General features: G+C 69.4%; 23 protein-coding genes. 11 read left to right on the plus strand and 12 right to left on the minus strand.

Features of this window, described 5'->3' with window-relative positions:
- Nucleotides 1-69 precede the first annotated feature (69 nt).
- Together ACIQF0_RS37980 and ACIQF0_RS37985 are read left to right on the plus strand one after the other, a co-directional pair.
- Nucleotides 70-657, plus strand: a complete 588-nt coding sequence (locus ACIQF0_RS37980) for a TetR family transcriptional regulator (RefSeq protein ID WP_401038083.1) — start codon at nucleotides 70-72, stop codon at nucleotides 655-657.
- 37 nt (nucleotides 658-694) lie between these two features.
- Nucleotides 695-1,570 carry a pentapeptide repeat-containing protein gene (locus ACIQF0_RS37985; RefSeq protein ID WP_401038085.1) on the plus strand — a complete coding sequence of 292 codons (876 nt, stop codon included), beginning with the start codon at nucleotides 695-697 and terminating at the stop codon, nucleotides 1,568-1,570.
- Here the strand turns inward: ACIQF0_RS37985 and ACIQF0_RS37990 are convergent.
- A complete protein-coding gene (locus tag ACIQF0_RS37990) occupies nucleotides 1,545-2,210 on the minus strand; it encodes an HAD family hydrolase (protein WP_401038087.1) in 666 nt (221 codons plus the stop codon). The two genes, ACIQF0_RS37985 and ACIQF0_RS37990, sit on opposite strands and share 26 nt — an antisense overlap.
- Before the next feature lie 133 nt (nucleotides 2,211-2,343).
- Here ACIQF0_RS37990 and ACIQF0_RS37995 point away from each other — a divergent pair, with 133 nt between their 5' ends.
- Together ACIQF0_RS37995 and ACIQF0_RS38000 are read left to right on the plus strand one after the other, a co-directional pair.
- A complete protein-coding gene (locus ACIQF0_RS37995; protein WP_401038089.1) occupies nucleotides 2,344-3,189 on the plus strand; it encodes a helix-turn-helix domain-containing protein in 846 nt (281 codons plus the stop codon).
- Nucleotides 3,167-3,337 (plus strand): DUF397 domain-containing protein, encoded by a 171-nt coding sequence (locus tag ACIQF0_RS38000; RefSeq protein WP_401038091.1) that lies wholly within the window; start codon nucleotides 3,167-3,169, stop codon nucleotides 3,335-3,337. Before ACIQF0_RS37995 ends, ACIQF0_RS38000 begins: the two co-directional genes overlap by 23 nt.
- Here ACIQF0_RS38000 and ACIQF0_RS38005 read toward each other — a convergent pair.
- The 5 genes from ACIQF0_RS38005 to ACIQF0_RS38025 are packed head-to-tail and all read right to left on the minus strand — an operon-like array spanning nucleotide 3,312 to nucleotide 6,870.
- Nucleotides 3,312-3,665 (minus strand): hypothetical protein, encoded by a 354-nt coding sequence (locus ACIQF0_RS38005; RefSeq protein WP_401038094.1) that lies wholly within the window; start codon nucleotides 3,663-3,665, stop codon nucleotides 3,312-3,314. The two genes, ACIQF0_RS38000 and ACIQF0_RS38005, sit on opposite strands and share 26 nt — an antisense overlap.
- Nucleotides 3,662-4,747, minus strand: coding sequence for a hypothetical protein (locus tag ACIQF0_RS38010; protein ID WP_401038096.1), 1,086 nt, complete (start codon nucleotides 4,745-4,747; stop codon nucleotides 3,662-3,664). Before ACIQF0_RS38010 ends, ACIQF0_RS38005 begins: the two co-directional genes overlap by 4 nt.
- A 57-nt stretch (nucleotides 4,748-4,804) precedes the next feature.
- Complete coding sequence (locus tag ACIQF0_RS38015; protein ID WP_401038097.1) at nucleotides 4,805-5,851, minus strand: M4 family metallopeptidase; 1,047 nt, start codon at nucleotides 5,849-5,851, stop codon at nucleotides 4,805-4,807.
- Nucleotides 5,852-5,911: 60 nt separating this feature from the next.
- Nucleotides 5,912-6,319, minus strand: coding sequence for a hypothetical protein (locus tag ACIQF0_RS38020; RefSeq protein ID WP_360036611.1), 408 nt, complete (start codon nucleotides 6,317-6,319; stop codon nucleotides 5,912-5,914).
- Nucleotides 6,316-6,870 carry an RNA polymerase sigma factor gene (locus tag ACIQF0_RS38025; RefSeq protein WP_401038100.1) on the minus strand — a complete coding sequence of 185 codons (555 nt, stop codon included), beginning with the start codon at nucleotides 6,868-6,870 and terminating at the stop codon, nucleotides 6,316-6,318. Before ACIQF0_RS38025 ends, ACIQF0_RS38020 begins: the two co-directional genes overlap by 4 nt.
- Before the next feature lie 134 nt (nucleotides 6,871-7,004).
- Here ACIQF0_RS38025 and ACIQF0_RS38030 point away from each other — a divergent pair, with 134 nt between their 5' ends.
- Nucleotides 7,005-7,181: a hypothetical protein gene (locus ACIQF0_RS38030; RefSeq protein ID WP_177320742.1), complete on the plus strand. Its 177-nt coding sequence runs from the start codon at nucleotides 7,005-7,007 to the stop codon at nucleotides 7,179-7,181.
- Between the two features lie 3 nt (nucleotides 7,182-7,184).
- On the opposite strand, the gene ACIQF0_RS38035 is transcribed toward ACIQF0_RS38030, so the two are convergent.
- Nucleotides 7,185-7,676, minus strand: a complete 492-nt coding sequence (locus ACIQF0_RS38035) for an FBP domain-containing protein (RefSeq protein ID WP_401038102.1) — start codon at nucleotides 7,674-7,676, stop codon at nucleotides 7,185-7,187.
- 66 nt (nucleotides 7,677-7,742) lie between these two features.
- Between ACIQF0_RS38035 and ACIQF0_RS38040 the strand changes: the two genes are divergently transcribed.
- From ACIQF0_RS38040 to ACIQF0_RS38050, 3 genes are read left to right on the plus strand one after another with little or no spacing between them, the layout of a single operon-like run.
- Nucleotides 7,743-8,312 (plus strand): WHG domain-containing protein, encoded by a 570-nt coding sequence (locus tag ACIQF0_RS38040; RefSeq protein ID WP_360036602.1) that lies wholly within the window; start codon nucleotides 7,743-7,745, stop codon nucleotides 8,310-8,312.
- 42 nt (nucleotides 8,313-8,354) lie between these two features.
- The gene (locus tag ACIQF0_RS38045; RefSeq protein ID WP_401038106.1) at nucleotides 8,355-9,284 is read left to right on the plus strand and encodes a hypothetical protein; all 930 of its coding nucleotides are present in this window, start codon (nucleotides 8,355-8,357) and stop codon (nucleotides 9,282-9,284) included.
- Nucleotides 9,285-9,289: 5 nt separating this feature from the next.
- Entirely contained in the window at nucleotides 9,290-10,024 is a 735-nt protein-coding gene (locus ACIQF0_RS38050; RefSeq protein WP_401038108.1) for a M15 family metallopeptidase, read from the plus strand.
- Here ACIQF0_RS38050 and ACIQF0_RS38055 read toward each other — a convergent pair.
- Together ACIQF0_RS38055 and ACIQF0_RS38060 are read right to left on the minus strand one after the other, a co-directional pair.
- Nucleotides 10,002-11,192, minus strand: coding sequence for an epoxide hydrolase family protein (locus ACIQF0_RS38055; RefSeq protein ID WP_401038110.1), 1,191 nt, complete (start codon nucleotides 11,190-11,192; stop codon nucleotides 10,002-10,004). The genes ACIQF0_RS38050 and ACIQF0_RS38055 overlap by 23 nt on opposite strands.
- 37 nt (nucleotides 11,193-11,229) lie before the next feature.
- Nucleotides 11,230-12,423, minus strand: coding sequence for an FAD-dependent oxidoreductase (locus tag ACIQF0_RS38060; protein ID WP_401038113.1), 1,194 nt, complete (start codon nucleotides 12,421-12,423; stop codon nucleotides 11,230-11,232).
- Nucleotides 12,424-12,481: 58 nt separating this feature from the next.
- Here ACIQF0_RS38060 and ACIQF0_RS38065 point away from each other — a divergent pair, with 58 nt between their 5' ends.
- Nucleotides 12,482-12,973: a MarR family transcriptional regulator gene (locus ACIQF0_RS38065; protein ID WP_360036588.1), complete on the plus strand. Its 492-nt coding sequence runs from the start codon at nucleotides 12,482-12,484 to the stop codon at nucleotides 12,971-12,973.
- Nucleotides 12,974-12,976: 3 nt separating this feature from the next.
- Here the strand turns inward: ACIQF0_RS38065 and ACIQF0_RS38070 are convergent, their stop codons facing one another.
- Nucleotides 12,977-13,414 carry an Lrp/AsnC family transcriptional regulator gene (locus ACIQF0_RS38070; protein WP_401038115.1) on the minus strand — a complete coding sequence of 146 codons (438 nt, stop codon included), beginning with the start codon at nucleotides 13,412-13,414 and terminating at the stop codon, nucleotides 12,977-12,979.
- A 103-nt stretch (nucleotides 13,415-13,517) separates the two neighbouring features.
- Here ACIQF0_RS38070 and ACIQF0_RS38075 point away from each other — a divergent pair, with 103 nt between their 5' ends.
- Complete coding sequence (locus ACIQF0_RS38075) at nucleotides 13,518-14,777, plus strand: ArgE/DapE family deacylase (protein ID WP_401038118.1); 1,260 nt, start codon at nucleotides 13,518-13,520, stop codon at nucleotides 14,775-14,777.
- Nucleotide 14,778: 1 nt separating this feature from the next.
- Here the strand turns inward: ACIQF0_RS38075 and ACIQF0_RS38080 are convergent, their stop codons facing one another.
- Nucleotides 14,779-14,988 carry a hypothetical protein gene (locus tag ACIQF0_RS38080; protein WP_401038119.1) on the minus strand — a complete coding sequence of 70 codons (210 nt, stop codon included), beginning with the start codon at nucleotides 14,986-14,988 and terminating at the stop codon, nucleotides 14,779-14,781.
- 302 nt (nucleotides 14,989-15,290) lie between these two features.
- Between ACIQF0_RS38080 and ACIQF0_RS38085 the strand changes: the two genes are divergently transcribed.
- The gene (locus ACIQF0_RS38085; protein ID WP_401038121.1) at nucleotides 15,291-16,466 is read left to right on the plus strand and encodes a hypothetical protein; all 1,176 of its coding nucleotides are present in this window, start codon (nucleotides 15,291-15,293) and stop codon (nucleotides 16,464-16,466) included.
- Here ACIQF0_RS38085 and def read toward each other — a convergent pair.
- Nucleotides 16,406-16,990, minus strand: coding sequence for a peptide deformylase (gene def / locus ACIQF0_RS38090; RefSeq protein ID WP_401038123.1), 585 nt, complete (start codon nucleotides 16,988-16,990; stop codon nucleotides 16,406-16,408). The genes ACIQF0_RS38085 and def overlap by 61 nt on opposite strands.
- Between the last annotated feature and the right edge of the window lie 7 nt (nucleotides 16,991-16,997).

The following is a 16,997-nucleotide window of genomic DNA, read 5'->3' on the forward strand; positions in this document are numbered from 1 at the left end:
CGGTCTATTTCACGCTACCCCCGAAGAGGAGGCAAAGTAAACCGACTGGTCTGTCGGTACAGTTCGACCATGTCCGACCAGCAGCTGACCGCCCGTGGCGCGGCCACGCGGCAACGCATCATCGACGTGGCCACCCGCGAGTTCGCCGAGCACGGCATCGCCGGAGCCCGCATCGAACGGGTCGTCGCCGCGGCGCGCACCAACAAGGCCCAGCTCTACGCCTACTTCGGCAACAAGGAAGGGCTGTTCGACGCGATCTTCTTCGGCTCGCTGGAGCGGATCGTCAACGTCGTGCCCATCAACGCCGCCGACCTGGCGGACTGGGCGGTGCGCCTCTACGACGAGTACCTCGAGCGCCCCGACCTCATCCGGCTCGCGACCTGGGCCCGCCTGGAACGACGCCCTGCCGGCTACCTGGTCGCCGACGCCGATCGCATGGACCAGAACAAGCTGCGGGCGATCACCGAGGCGCAGCAGGCGGGGCTGGTCCGCGACGGCGACCCGTTCGACCTGATGGCCATGGTCATCGCGATGTCGATGGCGTGGTCACCGGTCAGCAACGTCTACGCGGCCACGAGCGACGAACCCGCCGAGACCCACGACCGCCGCCGGGACTTCCTGCGCGACAGCGTCCGCCGAGCCGTCGCGCCGAACTAGACCACGATCGGCGCCCGGCAGGCCAAAATCAACTTCCATGACCACCAGGCAGCAGCAGGCCCTGCGACCGCTTCGCCGATGGGTGATCGTGGTGTGCGGCGTGCTGGCCGTCGTCCTGACCGCCGCGGTGCTCGTCTGGCTGCTCGCCGAGGCCGGCAGCGACCCCGGCCGCCGCATCGAGGCGATCAAGACCGGCTTCACCGTCGGCCTGGCCGGTGGCGGCAGCATCGTGCTGTTCCTGGCGGTGCGCCGGCAGTGGCACCAGGAGGTCGTCGCCGTCATCACCGCGCGGGACGCCGACGAACGGCGCCTCACCGACCTCTACGTCAAAGCCACCGAACACCTCGGCTCACCGCTGGCCCAGGTCCGCATCGCCGGCCTCTACGCGCTGGAACGCCTCGCCCAGGAGAACCCGCACCAGCGCCAGGTCGTCACCGACGTCGTCAGCGCCTACCTGCGCATGCCGTTCGCGGACGGCGACCAGGACCTGGAGACCCAGCAGGAACTGCACGTCCGCCGGTCCGCGGGCACGATCCTCACCACCCACCTGCGCGAACCGGAGTTCTGGGGCGTCAAGGTCGACCTCAGCCACGCGGTGCTCGTCGACTTCAACGCCCGAGGCTGCGTGTTCACCGGCGGCCTGAACTGCGAGAAGGTCGTCTTCATCGGCGTCGCCCGCTTCACCGACGCCCGCTTCGCCGGTGTCGCCAGGTTCGTCGACGCCGACTTCCGCGACACCAGCCGCTTCACCGGCGTGACCTTCGAGGACGACGTCCTGTTCAGCGGAGTCCGCTCCCGCGACTCGCGCTGGTTCCTCGGCGCCAGGCTCACCAATCACAAGGCGGTGCTGGAGATCCCCGGATTCCACGTCGAACCCGACGGCACCATCAGGCCCGACGCACCAGCCCGATGAGGTGATCGACGGCCGCACCCAGGTCAGCGGGCCCGTCGACGGCGATGCCCGAGCCACCGAGCCGCTGCAACGGGGCGATGTCGATGTCCACCCGGTCCCCGACGCTCCACGTTCCCTCCGCCGGCACCCCGAGGCGGTCGAGCACCACCTGGAACGCGCCGGGATCGGGCTTGGGCGTGTCACGGGAGTCCTCGGAGCTGAACACCTCCGTGAACCCCCCGGTCCCGATGCCGACCTTGCCGAGGATGGCCTCCATGGACCCCCTGGTGTTGTTGGTGAGCAACACGATCGGCACCACCTCACGCAGCCTGCCGAGCTCCCGGACGACGCCATCGTCGCGGCGCAGTCCGTCCGCGATGGACAGATGCGTCTCGCGGTACTCCAGCCACTGCGCGACGTCGAACCCGTTGGCCCGCACGAACGACGTCGTCGACGTGCCGGACCAGTTCGTCCGCATCGCCTCCCGCAGTTCGGCCACCTTCGCCTCCGCGTGCGTCTCGGAAGCGCCCTGCAGTTCCACGAACATCCGGCCGATCACGGCGAGCACCTGCTCCGCGTACGCCTCCTTCGGATACAGGGTTCCGTCGAGGTCGAACACGACGAGTTGAGGCGCGGATCCGTTGCCGAGAACGTCGATCATGCGCCTACCCAACCACGCCCATGACTTTGGAAGATGTCCAAAGGGCATGCTTTCAGGTTGACCTGCGGCGAATGGGTGGAGCCAAACGGAACGCCGCCTCTACCGTCCCTGCATGCCTTTGCGGAGATCAACGGTGCGCGGCCGCGAGTTCGGCGACGCCATACGCGCACTCCTGCGGGCGGCCGACCTCACCAACCGGGCCGCCGCCGAATTGCTGGGCTGGCAGGAAGCCAAAGTCTCGGAACTGGTCAACGGCAAGGAAGGCGTCAGCGACGTCGACCTGGCCAAGCTTCTGGGCCTGTTGCGCACGCCGCCCGACGAGTTCGACCACCTGATGGCGCTTCACCACGAAACGCACCAACGGGACTGGTTGCAGCCCGCCAAATCCGGCGTCACGGACCGAGCGCGCACACTGCGCGAACACGAGAACATCGCCTCGGAGATCACCGGCTGGTCCATGAACGTCGTGCACGGCCTGCTGCAAGCGCCGGACTACATCCCTTACGTGGTGCACGCTTCGAGCAAGTTGTCCGCCGACGAACGGCCCACGGTGATCAGCAATCGAATCGCACGCCAGAACGCCGTTCTCGACGGCTATCGCTCCGTCACGATCTACATGCACGAACATGCGCTGCGGCTGCCGGTCGGAAGCCCGGAGATCATGAAGGAGCAGTACCACCACCTGCTGATGCTCTCGGTGCGGCCGTACCTCACGATTCGGGTTGTTCCCGCCGCGTTCGGGCCGCACGCCGGGCTCGCGGGTGACTTCGACCTGTTGAAGTTCAAGAAGATCCCGCCGATCGTCTACGTCGAGAGCGAGGGGGCTAACGTCTTTCTTGAAGATCAGCCTTCAGTCGGTCTCTACGACACCGCGTTGATGTCACTCGGACGGGCGGCGTTGGACGAGCCGCAAACCAGGAAGCTGATCACCGACATCATCGGTGAGGAGTTTCAGCATGACCAGGTGGCGGAAGAGTAGTTACAGCGGCAGCGACGGCAACTGCGTCGAAGTGGGGCGCGGCGTCGGCATCCGGGACAGCAAGTCCCCGTGTGTCGAACTCCCGCTCACGGCCCGCCAGTGGGCACCGCTCCTCCAACTCGTCAGGACTCATCCCACGGCGAGGTGACGGAGGCGTCCCACTCCTCGTCCTCGAAGGACCGGCGCGGTCGCACCGGCTCCGGCAGCACGGGCGGGTCCAGCAGGCTGGCCGCGACGACGAGCGTCTTCTCGGCCTCGGCGAGTTCCGCTGGTGACACCGTCCGCATGAGCTGGGGTGCCTCGGCGGCCGCGGTGGCGAAGCTGTCGCGGTAGGCGAGGCTGCCCACCGCCGCGCCCATGGTCATCCGGCCGGACAGCACCTCCTGCGCCATCTCGGCCATCGGCTGTCCCGGCGCCGACCTGACCAGGTTGCGCAGCACGGCTTCCCGCAGCCGTGGCTCGTCGACGCCGGTCACAGCGGCGATCCGGGGGAGAGCAGCATCCTGGGCGGTTTGACGTCGCGCAGGCGGCCGAACTCCACGGCCCTGACCAGGCCCACGACGCCTGCCGCGCGGTCCTTCGCCTTGCCCCACAGCGACATCGCCTCGGAGACCAGTTCGATGATCTGGGAGGCGTAGTAAACGATGGCCGCGATGACCGCGCCGCGGCGGAAACCCCTGCTGAGCGGCAGCGACACCATGGAGGCGAGCCACAGGCCGGCCATCTCGGTCAGGGTGGCGGCCACCGCTGCGAGTGCCTCGTTGAACTTCTGGGCGGCCTGGACACCGGATTCGTAGTGCTCGGCGAGTTTCGCGCAGATCGGGGCGAAGTCGCTGACGGAGCGGGCCAGTTCGTTGAGGTACTGCTGGGCCTCGTCGGAGGCGTTGCCGCGCCACACGGCCTCGGTGTCACTGCCGGCGCGGCCGATGTTCGCCCCGATCGGCTCGCTGGCGGCGCCGACCTGCTTCCAGACCGTGACGCAGCGGTGGTAGGCGATCCAGTCGCCGCTGAGCCAGCGCACCATCGCCTCGAACGGGTCGCGGCCCGCCACCTCGACGCACACCCCGCGCACCGCCGCGACCGGGCTGAAGATGTCGGACGAGGGGTCGTACTTGAAGAGCGGGCCGTCGTCGGCGGGGCGGTCGGGTTGTTTGAACTGGTCGGACGGTTCGGCGGAGTCGCTGAACGCCGGGCCGCGCATCGTTTTCTCGTAACGCGTGAAGTCCGGCCGCGACAGGGACGGGTCGAGGCCGCGGAACAGCTTGTCCAGCCGTACGCGTGCCGCCTCGTCCTCGCGCATGTAGGTGTCGACGGTCTGGGTGATGGCCTGTGAGGCATAGCGACCGCGCACGGCGATCGCTTCCATCGCGCCGCGCACGAGGTCGTAGGCGTGTTCGTGGGAGGCCATCGTGTCGAGCAGGACACCTTCTTCGGGCAGGGTCAGGTCCGCGTACTTCTCGACGTGGCGTTGTCCTGCCGCGCCGTCGTCGCCTGCGCGCCGCAGTTGGTCGGCGAGTTTCCCCAGTGATGCCGGTGATTCCAGAAAGAATTCGGCCACCCACCCAGTGGACCAGTGGATCGGTGGCGCGGCGATCACGCAGGCGGCGTAACCGGTTCAGCGCACGCCGACGTCGTTCCACGCCTCTCTTACGACGTTCGCCACGTCGTTGCCGAACAGCGCCTGCGCGCTCGCGGTGGTGGCCGCGGCGGCGTCGGTGAAGTTCGAGTTCACGCGGAGTTTCGTGGCGAGCGCGTCGTACCAGACCTTGCCCGCGCGGTCCCAGGCGTTGCCGCCGAGCCGAGTCGCGGCGAGGTGGAACGCCTTGTTGGGGATGCCGGAGTTGATGTGCACGCCGCCGTTGTCGTTGCGCGGGTTGCCGTCGTCGGGCAGGTCGACGTAGGAACGCATGTGCGCGGGCTGGCGGTCGAGCTGGTGCGCGCGGCCGGGATCTTTCATGGACCGCAGTGCGACGCCCTGCAGTTGCGTGCCGAGGATGCCCGCGCCGATGAGCCAGTCGGCCTGGTCGGCGGAGTGTCCGAGTGCGTGCTGCTTGACCAGGGAGCCGAAGACGTCGGCCATCGACTCGTTGAGGGCGCCGGACTGCTTCCGGTAGCGCAGGCCGGCCGTGTACTGGACGACGCCGTGCGTGATCTCGTGCCCCACGACGGTGATGTCGCGGGCGAGGGCGCCGGGCTGGAAGACCTTGCCGCTGCCGTCGCCGTAGACCATCTGGGTGCCGTCCCAGAAGGCGTTGTCGAAGTCACGTCCGAAGTGGACGGACGAGACGAGCTTGAGGCCGTTGCCGTCGACGCTGTGGCGGCCCAGCACGTCGCGGTAGAAGTCGTAGGTCCGGTCGGCGTTGTCGAACGCGTCGTTGACGGCGCCGTCGTCGATGAGGCCGTCGCCCTCCTTGCGGCGCAGGACGCCGGGCAGGGTGCGTTCGTCGCCGCCCTGGACGTCGTGCACGGCCTTGAACTCGCCGGCCGGGCCACGCAACTGCGCGGCGTTGAGGTCGAGGAACTGCACCGCCTCGGTGAGCGTGGCGCGCTGAGCGCGCAGCGTGGCGGAGGCGAGCAGGGTTCTGATGGCGTCGCGGAGGTCGACGTTGCCGGCCTCCGCGAGTTCGATCTGCAGGTGTGCTGGCAGGATGAAGCAGGTCATGGGCTTGGTCCCCTCTTTTCCGTACCTGGGAAGAGGGAGCGCGCCGCAGGGAAATACAGGTCAGCCGCGGGCCCACTGGGTGACGACCGCCGTGCCGTCGAGCGCCGTCACGCGGATGCGGACCAGGCCCGGTGGCACCTCGGTCACCATGAACCAGCCGTCGGTGATCGGCACCGCACGGCGTGACCGGGGCGTCTCCACCACCACCTCGCCCTCGGCGCCGGTGACGAACCCGCGCACCACGTCGTCGATGATCTCCAGGCTGACCGTGACCCGGTCGGACTCGAACGCGAGCGACAACGGCCCGTCGCCGCGCACCAGAGCCTCGGACTCGACCAGCTCGGCGAGTTCGGCGTCCAGCGTCCGCAGCGCCAGGGCGGCGCTCGCGTCCCGCAGCACGCCGGCCGGGACGGGATCGAACGCGTCGGCGGTGGCACGCAGGACGTCGAGGAAGTCGTCGTCGTTCATGACCGGTCCTCCAGCAGCTCGTTGCCCCTGACCAGTACTTTCAAGCGTCCCAGGCAGCGCTGGCGGATCGGCCCGATGCTGCCGACCGGCATGTCCAGCGCCAGCGCGACCTCGGCGTAGGCGGGCGGTGGCGAGGCCATCAACACCCGCAGCAGGCGCCGGCAGCGGTCGGGCAGCTGCTCGAAGACCTGCCAGAGCGCGGCGTTGCGTTCGCCGGTGAGCAGGTCGTGGTCGACCTCCGGCGCGGGGTCGGGGGAGTCGGCGATCTCCTCGGTCGGCTCGGGCAGGCGCCCGGCGCGGCGCAGCAGCTGCAGGCACTCGTGCCGCGCGGTCGTGGAGAGCCACCCGGCGAGTCGTTCGGGCTCGGTGATGCGGTCGAGGTGTTCGACCAGCTTGATCCACGTGCACTGCACCACGTCCGCCGAGTCGGCGTCGTTGAGCCGGTAGGCGCGGGCGATCGACCACAGCAGGCCGCTGAACTGCCTGATCAGGGCGTCCCACGCCGTCTGGTCACCACGCCCGGCCGCGGCCAGCGACGCCGATATGTCCATGGAGACATGATGCCCCTCACACCCGCTCAGATTCGTCGTTCGAATCCGTTCGTCGTGTTTGGCGAAATTGCCGCCCGTGAGCGCCGTCACAGGTGCATGCTGTGTGCACCAGCTCAACCCGAGGACTGATGACCATGACGAGTGCGACCGCGGGCTCCCGCCACAACTGGGACTCCGACCTGGAGCGCTACCGAACGAGGGCGGTCCAGGTGCTCGACACGCACCTGCCCGCCACGACCGGCTGCACCGAATGCGGCGACCCGTGGCCCTGTGCCCGCGCCTGCAGTGCGGAGCTCGTCCTCGAACTCTGACACCTACGAGTTCACCCGATCGAGGAACGCGCGGACCCCGGACAGCATCCGCTCGACCTGCTCGTCGACCGTGATCGACTCCTTGAACCGCGAGCCGGGTCCCGCGCTCTTCTTCCCGCGCAGGTACAGCGAACACCGCAGGTCGGCGCACACGTAGACGCCGACCGTGTTGCCCATTTGCCCGGACTTGCCGGCCTTGCGCGCGGACATCAGCGACACGCCGTCACCGGAATGCGTGGTCAGGCACCACGAGCACATCGTCTTGCGCGCCCGCCCGGCCTGCTGCGCCCTTCGCAGCGCGATGCCCGTGAGCGTGCCGTCCAGCTCGATCACCAGATACGAGCGGTCGGGCGCGGCCGGGTCGGTCCAGCCGAGAAAGTCCAGGTCGTCCCACGGTCGTTCGCCCAGATCCTTGGGTACGTGCATGCGCTTCGCCTCGCCCTTGGTGGAATTGACGAAGGACGCGCGTATGTCGAGTTCGGTCAACGGCTTCATACCAGGGACGCTAGGCTTACCTAGAGGTCCTAGGCAAATCATTATGGACCCTAGGAAGGGTGACGGATGGCACGTGCGGGGCTCACGGCCGACCGCCTCACGCAGGCGGCGGCGGACCTGGCGGACGAGGTCGGCTTCGAGAACGTGACGGTGTCCGCCCTGGCCCGTCACTTCGGCGTGAAGGACGCCTCGCTCTACTCGCACATCCGCAACGCCCAGGACCTGCGCGTCCGCCTGGCCGTCCTGGCACTGGCCGAACTCGCCGACCGGGTATCTGAGGCGATCGCGGGCCGTTCGGGCAAGGACGCCCTGGTGGCGTTCGCCAACGCCTACCGCACCTACGCCCGCGAGCACCCCGGCCGCTACTCGGCGACGCAGATGGCGCTGGACCCGGACATCGCCGCGGACAGCGCGGCCGGCAAGCACTCCGAGATGACACGGGCACTCCTGCGGGGCTATGACCTGTGGGAACCCGATCAGACCGACGCCGTCCGGCTGCTGCACAGCACGTTCCACGGGTACGTGTCGCTGGAACGTTCCGGGGCCTTTCACAGTCATCCGCGCGGGGTGGAGGCGTCGTGGCTGAGAGCGCTGGACGCGCTTGATTCGTTGCTCAGGGCGTGGCCGCCGGGCTAACCTCACGCCCATGATCGACAGAATCGAGTCCCGCGTCCGCGCATGAGCGGATCCCTGTACGAGCACGCGCTCGCTTTGCATCGTGAGTTCCCCGAGGAACCGCTGCCCAGAGACGGGTACCCGTTCCCGGACGAGGACCTCCACCGCGCCACCTCCCGCCGCCTTCGCAAGCGTGGCCACAGCCAGCGCAAGATCGGCGTGGACGTCGCATCAGCGCTGGGCGACCACTTCTCGGCGAAGAAGTCCTCGCCCGCCCGGCTCGCCAGGACGTTGGCGGGCCTGGACGTCCCGATTCACCGCAACGACCACATCGCCGCCGCGGCACTGCGCGCCAGACGATCCGAGGTACGGCGAACCGGCCGGTGGCTGGTGCGGCACAGCGACAACCGGCGGGCCGCCGTGGCCGGGCTGGCCCTGCTCGCGGCCGACTACGAAGAACGGGACATCCCGCTGATCCAGACGATCGGGCTGCTCTCGAACCACTTCGGCCCGCTGGCCGCTGACGCGCTGGCTCGCCGCCAAGGCGGCATCGAGGCGTTGACCTGGCTGGGCGACCGGGTCTCCGGCTGGGGCCGCGTCTACGTCGTCGAGGCGCTCTGCAAGAGCGGCCTCGCTCGTGAGTGGCTGCTCCGCCATGCGTGCGATGGCGATTTCCTCAACGCCTACTTCGCGGCCCAGGCCGCCACCGCCTCCCACCTGCTCCTGGCCATCAGCGCGGACAACGCCGACGAGGAGATCGTCGACCACGCCGGGCGACTGCTGAACGTCCTGACCTGGTCCAGGGGAATGAGCGCGGACCTGTGGAACTACCCACCCGCCGCTGCCCTGGTCGAGGCCTACGCCCGGCACGTCACCCGACTACCTCTCACCGATAGCCGCCTGCATCACCGCACTCAGCTCGCCGAGGCCCTGCAGAAGGTTCCGTTGATCGGTCTCGACACTTCAGCGGTGACCGCCGCACTGCTTGGATGAACTCCATGCGAGCCCTGCTGCTCTCCCTGCTGCTGACCATCTCCGTCGCCACGCCCGCGCACGCCACCAGCGGGTTCGTCGTGCTGCGCGACGTCGACCCGACCATCCAGCACGACATCCGCTACTACACCGCGCACAACTTCGTCGGCACCCGCATCGACGGCTACCGCGCGCCCCTGTGCATCCTCACGAAGCAGGCCGCGAAGGCGTTGCGGACCGTGCAGCGCGAGATGCTCAAACAGGGCTACACGCTCAAGGTCTACGACTGCTACCGGCCGCAACGCGCCGTCGACCACTTCGTGCGGTGGGCCCGCGACCTCGCTGACCAGCGGATGAAGCCCGAGTTCTACCCGCGCGTCGACAAGACGCGGTTGTTCGAGGACGGCTACATCGCCGAGAAGTCTGGCCACAGCCGCGGGTCGACGCTCGACCTGACCATCGTGAAGTTGCCCGCACGGCACCAACGCCCGTACGTGCCCGGCGAACGGCTGGTGGACTGCGCCGCGCCCGACCGGTTCCCCGACAACACCGTCGACATGGCCACCGGCTACGACTGCTTCGACACGCTCTCGCACACCGACGACCCGCGCGTGACCGGGCAGGCGCGGGAGAACCGGCAGCTGCTCAAGTCGGCGATGGTCGGCGCCGGGTTCCGCAACCTGGCCGAGGAGTGGTGGCACTTCACGCTCAACGACGAGCCGTTCCCCGACACGTACTTCAACTTCCCCGTAGCGCGCTGAACGTGCGGCGCAGGTCGCTGACCCACGCGTCCGGGTTCTCCCACGGGATGAAGTGGCCGCCGTGCTCGTGGGCGTTCACGTTGACGTGGTTGAAGTAGCCGGCCAGCGGTCCGGACTTGAACGCCTGAACGCGTTCGGCGGCGGTGTGGATGCCGGGCGGGTTCTCGTAGGTGACGAAGGTGAGGCCGGTCGGCGCCTGCACGACCGGCCTGTGGTCGTGCGACGGCGTCCACGGGTAGCGGTTGGCGTTGGCGTAGTAGCGCATCGACGTGGCGATGGAGTTGTTCGCCCAGAAGATCGTGGCGTGGGTGAGCAGGTCGTCCCTGGTGAAGACCGACTCGACGTCGCCGCCGTTGTCGCTCCACGAGTTCCAGCGTTCCAGCAGCCAGGCGAGCAGGCCCGCCGGCGAGTCGCTCAGGCCGTGGGCGAGGGTCGCGCCGTCCAGCATGTGCGCGGTGAGGTGCGGTGCCCAGCGGTGGTCGAGTTCGATGGTGCGGGCGCGGGCATCCGGGTCGTCGGGCAGCGGGCGGTTGCGGGCGAAGTCCCAGGCCCGGTCGCCGGTGAAGAAGTCGAGCGGCAGCCCTGAGCCGATGTGGATGCCGTGCAACGAGTCGGCGTACTTGTGGCCGAGCTGGCTGGAGATGATCCCGCCGATGTCGCAGCCGCCGGCCGCGTACTTCTCGTGGCCGAGGGTCTCGGTCATCAGGGTGTGCCAGAGGTCGGCGACCTTCCAGAAGTTGACGTCCGGGAAGCCGGTGAGCGGACCGGGGAAACCGAAGCCCGGCAACGACGGCACGATGACCTCGAAGTCGTCGGCGAGCGCGTCGACCACCTTCGACCAGTGCCAGAACGTCCACGGCCAGCCGTGCGTGAGGATCAACGGGATCGGGCGCGCGCCGCGGCCGGGCTTGCGCATGAAGTGGATCGGGACGCCGGCGACCGTCACCTCGTAGTGCTCGTAGGTGTTGATGGCGGCCTCGGCCTGGCGCCAGTCGAAGCCGTCTCGCCAGTGGTCGACCAGTTCGCGCAGGTAGCTCGCTGGAACGCCGTAGGACCAGTCCTCGTTGCCCTCGTCCAGCGGTGAACGGGTCAGCGCGAGGCGGGCGCGCAGGTCGTCGAGGACCTCGTCGGACACGTGGATCGGCGTGGGCTCCAGTGGGAAGGTCACGCCTCGACGATAGTGATCACACGTGTCCGACCGAGTCCTAGGAGTGCGCCGCCCCGATGGGCGGAAGAGCCCTGGGGGTGTCGGCGACCTGGGTGAACTTCGCCGTCAGGGGAGACAGCAGCGACGAGGTCATGGCCTTGTCCGCCAGGCGGCGCAGGGCCAGCCCGAGCCGGGTGCGGGGGTAGGCGATCGGCACGATCCAGCGCGGGAGGGTCTGGACGTCGTCGACGAGCGGCCGCATCCACTCGTCGTAGGCCGCGAGCCCTTCCTCGAGCCGGTCTCCCGACGTGGACAGGCACGCTGCCAGCACGTATCCGCTCACGAGCGCGAGCGAGGCGCCACCTCCGCCCATCGGGGTCACGCACCAGGCCGCGTCACCGGTCAGGCACACCCGCCCGCGGTGCCACACGGGCATGCGGATCTGGGTGAGGTGGTCGACGTAGACGTCGGCGGAGGTGTCGAACCCGTCGAGCACGCGACGAGCCTCCCAGCCCGCGTCGGCGAAGTGGTGCCGGAACTCGGCCAGGGCGTCCGCGCGATCGAGCCGGGTGACGTCCGCGGATCGGGCGTGGGCGAGCATGGCGCGGGTGGTGCCGTGGTTGTCCGGGCGCAGGTGGACCTGACGTCCCTCCGTGGTGGTGTACCAGCGCCACCGGCTGTCGTCGGAGGCCGTGCGCGGGATCGTGCCGAAGACCATGGAGATGCCGAGGTCGCGGCGGTCGACCAGGTCGCCGAAGAGCTTGTCGCGGGTGGCCGAGCGGACTCCCTCGGCGACAACCAGCAGGTCAGCGCTCAGGACGCGGCCCGAGGCGGTGGTGACGGTGACCGCGTCGGCGCCGTCGGCCACCTCGGTGATGGTGTCGCCGTAGGTGATCTCGACACCTTCCGGCAGGTGCTCCAGGATCGTGCGGGCGAAGTCGCCGCGCAGGACCTCGAACTCGGCGGTGGCGCTGTCCGGTCCGGTGGAGGGCAGCTCGGCGAGCACGCGGCCGTTCGTGTCGACGAAGACCGTGCCCGTCTCGGTGGTGTTCTGCGCCTTCACGGCCTCGGCCAGTTCCATCCTGGCGAGCACCTCACGTCCGACGCCGCGGACGTCGACGTTCTGCCCGCCGTCGCGGAACTCCGCGGCCCGTTCCAGCACGGTCACCTGCCATCCCGTGCGCCGCAGCCAGAACGCGGCCGAGAGGCCGGCGATGCTCGCACCGGAGATCACCGCGTGTCGTGCAGCCATCTGAAACTCCCCTGTCAGTAGCTTTGCTGCAAAGCTACTTCGGAGCTAAGGCGCGTGCATGACAGAGAGCGATCCGCTGACCGCGGACTGGACGCCGGCACAGATCGAGGTGATGCATCGCCTGCGCGACTGGGTGATCGACTTCGGTGAGCTCAACCAGCACCTCGCCACCTGGATGCGACTGCCGGGAGCCGACGCCAACGCGCTGGGCCAGATCATCTGGGCGGCCGAGACGAACGCCCCGCTGTCCCCGGCGCGACTGTCCCGGCAGATCGGCATGACGACGGGCGCGACCACCATCCTGCTCAACCGGCTCGAAGCCGCAGGTCACGTCCACCGCACGCGGGAGAGCACCGACCGCCGCCGCGTCACCCTGCGCCCCACGCCGGCCGCCCGGGATCGCGCCCGCGAGTTCCTCGGCCTCGCCGGCGCCGAGATCGCGAACGTCCTGCACACGACACCGCCGGCCGAACTCCGCACCGTCGCGACGTTCCTGGCCCGGATGACCGCGGCCGCGGACGAGGCGAACCTGCGTCTTGGCCGGAGTTGACCACTACAGACGTGGCCGGGTCAGCAGTCGCGACAGCACTATCGCGCTCTCGGTGCGGTCCACGGGTGCGGTCGCGCGCACGCGCTGGATGGCCTGTTCCAGGTGCGGGATGTCCCTCGCGAGCATGTAGAGCATCGCGTCGGCGGCGCCGGAGACCGTGCACGCCTCGATGACCTCGGGAATGTCGTGCAGCGCCTTGGTCAGTTCGGCCGGCGTCGGGTTGCCCTTGCAGTACACCTCCACGAACGCCTCGGTGTGCCACGCCATCGCCTGCGGATCCACCAACGCGCTGAAGCCGCGGATCGCGCCGGTGGCGACCAGGCGGTCGAGACGTCTCTTGGCGGCGGACGGGGACAGTCCGGCCGCCTTGCCGATCTCCGCGTACGTGGCACGGGCGTCGCGCAGCACGCACCGGATGATCGCCTGGTCGATGTCGTCCATGCGCAAAGAATTGCCACAGAGCCCTGTTCTTTGCAAAGGATGCACCGCCGAACGCTGCTTCTGCCGATTGTTTGCGCAGGTGAGCGACCCTAACCTCCGGCCTGTGACCATCAACGATGTCGAGGCGGCCGCACTGGCGGCCGTGGACGAGACGGCGATCGGCCGGCTCCTGCTGGACCTTCTCGCGGTGCCGAGCGTGACCGGCACCGCCGCCGAGTCCGAGTTGCAGCACGTGCTGGCCGGGCACCTGGAACAGCTGGACCTGGACGTCGACCTGTGGTCGATGAACCTGCCCGAACTGCGCGCCCACGCGGACTTCCCCGGCGGCGAGGCATCGCGCACCGAGGCATGGGGCCTGGTCGGAGGTACCGGGAAGAACGATGGTCCGACGCTGATCCTGCAGGGGCACGTCGACGTCGTCCCGCCCGGTGACCTGGCTCAGTGGGACGGGGATCCGTTCCGCCCGCGGGTGGTGGGCGACGTCGTGCACGGGCGCGGCGCGTGCGACATGAAAGCGGGCGTGGTCGCGATCCTCGCCGCGGTGTCCGCGATCCGGGCGACTCGGTTGCGCGGCCAGGTCGCCGTGCACTTCGTGGTCAGCGAGGAGGACGGCGGACTCGGTGCGTTCGGCACGCTCCAGCGTGGCCACACCGGCGACGCGTGCATCATCACCGAACCGACCGGCGGCGCCTTGATGGTCGCCAACGGTGGTGCGCTCACGTTCCGCATCGAAGTACCCGGCCAGGCCACGCACGGCAGCACCCGGTACGCCGGGGTCAGCGCCTTCGACGCCTACCTGCCGATCCACGCCGCACTCGCCCGGCTGGAGACGCGCCGCAACGTCGACGCCGACCCGCTCATGTCGGCGTACCCGATCCCGTACCCGCTGTCGGTCGGCACCGTCCAGGCAGGGGACTGGGCGAGCAGCGTGCCGGACCTGCTGGTGGCCGAGGGGCGGCTGGGCGTGGCGCTGGGGGAGGACCCCGCTCGTGCTCGCGCTGATCTTGAGGCGTGCGTGGCCGAGGCTTGTGCGGACGACCCGTGGTTGCGGGCGCACCCTGCCGTCGTGACGTGGCCTGGCGGACAGTTCGCCAGCGGCCGGTTGCCGGTGGGGCACCCCCTCGCCGGGCTGGTCGGTACCGCGCACGCCAACGTCACCCGAGCCTCGCGTCCCGCCGAACAGGGCGCTCCGTACGGCAGCGATCTGCGGTTGTACGCGGGTGCGGGGATCCCCACTCTGCAGTACGGGCCCGGTGACGTGCGGCTGGCCCACGGTCCCCGGGAGCAGGTTCTGCTGAGCGAGGTCGTCACCGTCGCCCGTGCGCTGGTTCTCGCGACCTTGCGTGCGGTCGGCACCGGCTGATCTATGCGGGCGAGATCCGCAGCACGGCCGAAGCACCCACCACGGCGACGACCACCACGGTCACCTTGTTGAAGGTCGCCTTCGCACCGACCCGAATGGTCATCACGATGCCCTGGGTTCCATCGACCAGCGTGCCGCTGTTGAGGCAGGCGTTGATCGGGTCGCAGTCGGTCGAGAAGTTGATGGCGGTCGGCGAGAAAGCCAAGGTCACAGAGCCGTTGCCGACCGAGTTCAGGGTGAGTCTGGCTCCGGTGGCCGCGGGCAGCGAGGTAGGTGTCGGCGACTGGACTGGACGTGCTGACCGCCGTCGTGACCCCACAAGCGGCACCTACCAGTTTTTCATGGGCGAATCAGATCGCGAAGCCAGCGGGGCCGGTCCCGTCCGCGATCCAATCCCGTCGGATCCTGGCCGCCGATAATGTTCACTTATCGGCGGCCAGACTTCTCATGCCCAATTGAGTAGCGTTGCGTTGGTTAACGTTAGTGCACACGTTATTCTGCTACGATATTGCCGTGGAGACGAGCTGTAACTTTCCCGGCTGTGAGCGCCCCGTTTTTCGAGGTGGCGGGCCCGGCAGGCCTTCGGAGTACTGCGACCTGCCCGAGCACACGCGCTGGAGGGCGTGGCGGGAGCGGCAGCGGCTGGCGGAAACCCCCGAGCAAAACCTGGAGGTCGTCACCGTGACGAATCTCCCGAGGGTCTCCGGTACCGCCAAGATCAGAGCTGAAGAGCTTCTCGACCGGTTCCGGGTGCTGTCGGAGCAGATGACGCAGACCCTCGGGCGGGCCGTCGGCGAGCTGAACGCCATGGCGGACCCCAGCGTCGCCGAGAGTCAGATCCAGGCCGCCGAGGCCGAGGCCGCGCGGCGGGTCGCGGAGGCGCAGTCCGAACTGGCCTCCGCCGAACGTCGCCGGCACGACGCGGAACGGGCGCGCAAGGCAGCTGAGGAGACCACCGAGCAGGCGGTCCGGGCGGCGGAGGAAGCCGACGACGCCGTGGACACCGCCGTGACGGAACGGGACGAGGCCCGGGAGGCCGCGCGGGCTGCCGGTGAGCGGGCCGAGGCGGAGGTCGCCGAGGTTCGGGTGCAGGCGGCGGCGCTGATCGAGGAGATCCGGGGCGAGGCGGAGCAGGCCAAGGCCGACGCGGTGAAGCACGCCGAGCAGGCTCGGCGGCAGGCGGCCAAGGAGATCGAACAGGCACGCGCCGAAGCCCAGGCCGAGGTCGAGCGGGTTCGTGCCGAGGCGCAGGGCGAGGTGGACCGGGCTCGCGCGGAGGCGCAGGCGCTGGTGCAGCAGGCCAAGGCCGACGTGCTCGCCGCTAGTCAGGCCGCTGACCAGGTGCGCGGTGACGCGGCGGCGCAGGTGGAGAAGGCGCGCACCGAGGCAACGGAGACCGTCAGCCGGGCTGCCAAGGCTCGTGACCAGGCGCTGGTGCGCGCGGAACGGGCCGAGCAGGCCGCGGCGGACGCCCGCACGGAGTTGGAGCGGTCACGCGCGGAGTTCGAGACGCGGTTCGCGCAGGTCCGGCAGGAGAGCGCGGAACAGGTGGCGGCGGTGAGGCAGACGCTCGCCGTCGTGGAGGACGCGCGTGCTCAGACGTTGACGCGCGCTGAACGGGCCGAGCGTCAGCTGGACGAGGCGGCGGAGGAGCTTCGGGCGGCGCGGCGGGCGAAGACCTCGTCCTGAGAGGCGGCCATCTCGCGCAGTGCGGACTTGCGTTCGCGCTGGGTGAGGCGGTCCAGGTAGAGCCTGCCGTGCAGGTGGTCGGTCTCGTGTTGCAGGCAGCGGGCGAAGTAGCCCCTGCCCTCGACCACGATCGGGGCGCCGTCCTGGTCCTGGCCGCGCACGACGGCGCGGTCGGGGCGGGCGACCACGCGGTACGGGCCCGGCACGGACAGGCAGCCTTCTGGTTCCTCGAGCAACGTGCGCTGGTTGGCGGGGAGGTCGTCGAGCACGGGGTTGAGGACGTGGCCGGTGTGGCGGGTGCCCCGTTCGTCGCGCATGTCCCACACGAACAGCTGCAGGTCGACGCCGACCTGGTTCGCGGCGATGGCGGCGCCCTCGGCTACGTGATTGGTGGCGAACATGTCCTCGATCAGCCGGGCGAGCTCCGGTGTGCCGAACTCGGTGGCCTCGCGGCAGCGGCGGGTCAGGATCTCTTCGCCGACGACGGTGATGCGGCGCGGTGCGCCTCGGTGGATCTCGGACATGCTTTGC

Origin of the sequence: Lentzea sp. NPDC092896 (genome assembly GCF_044754905.1) — a bacterium.
GTDB lineage: Bacteria > Actinomycetota > Actinomycetes > Mycobacteriales > Pseudonocardiaceae > Lentzea.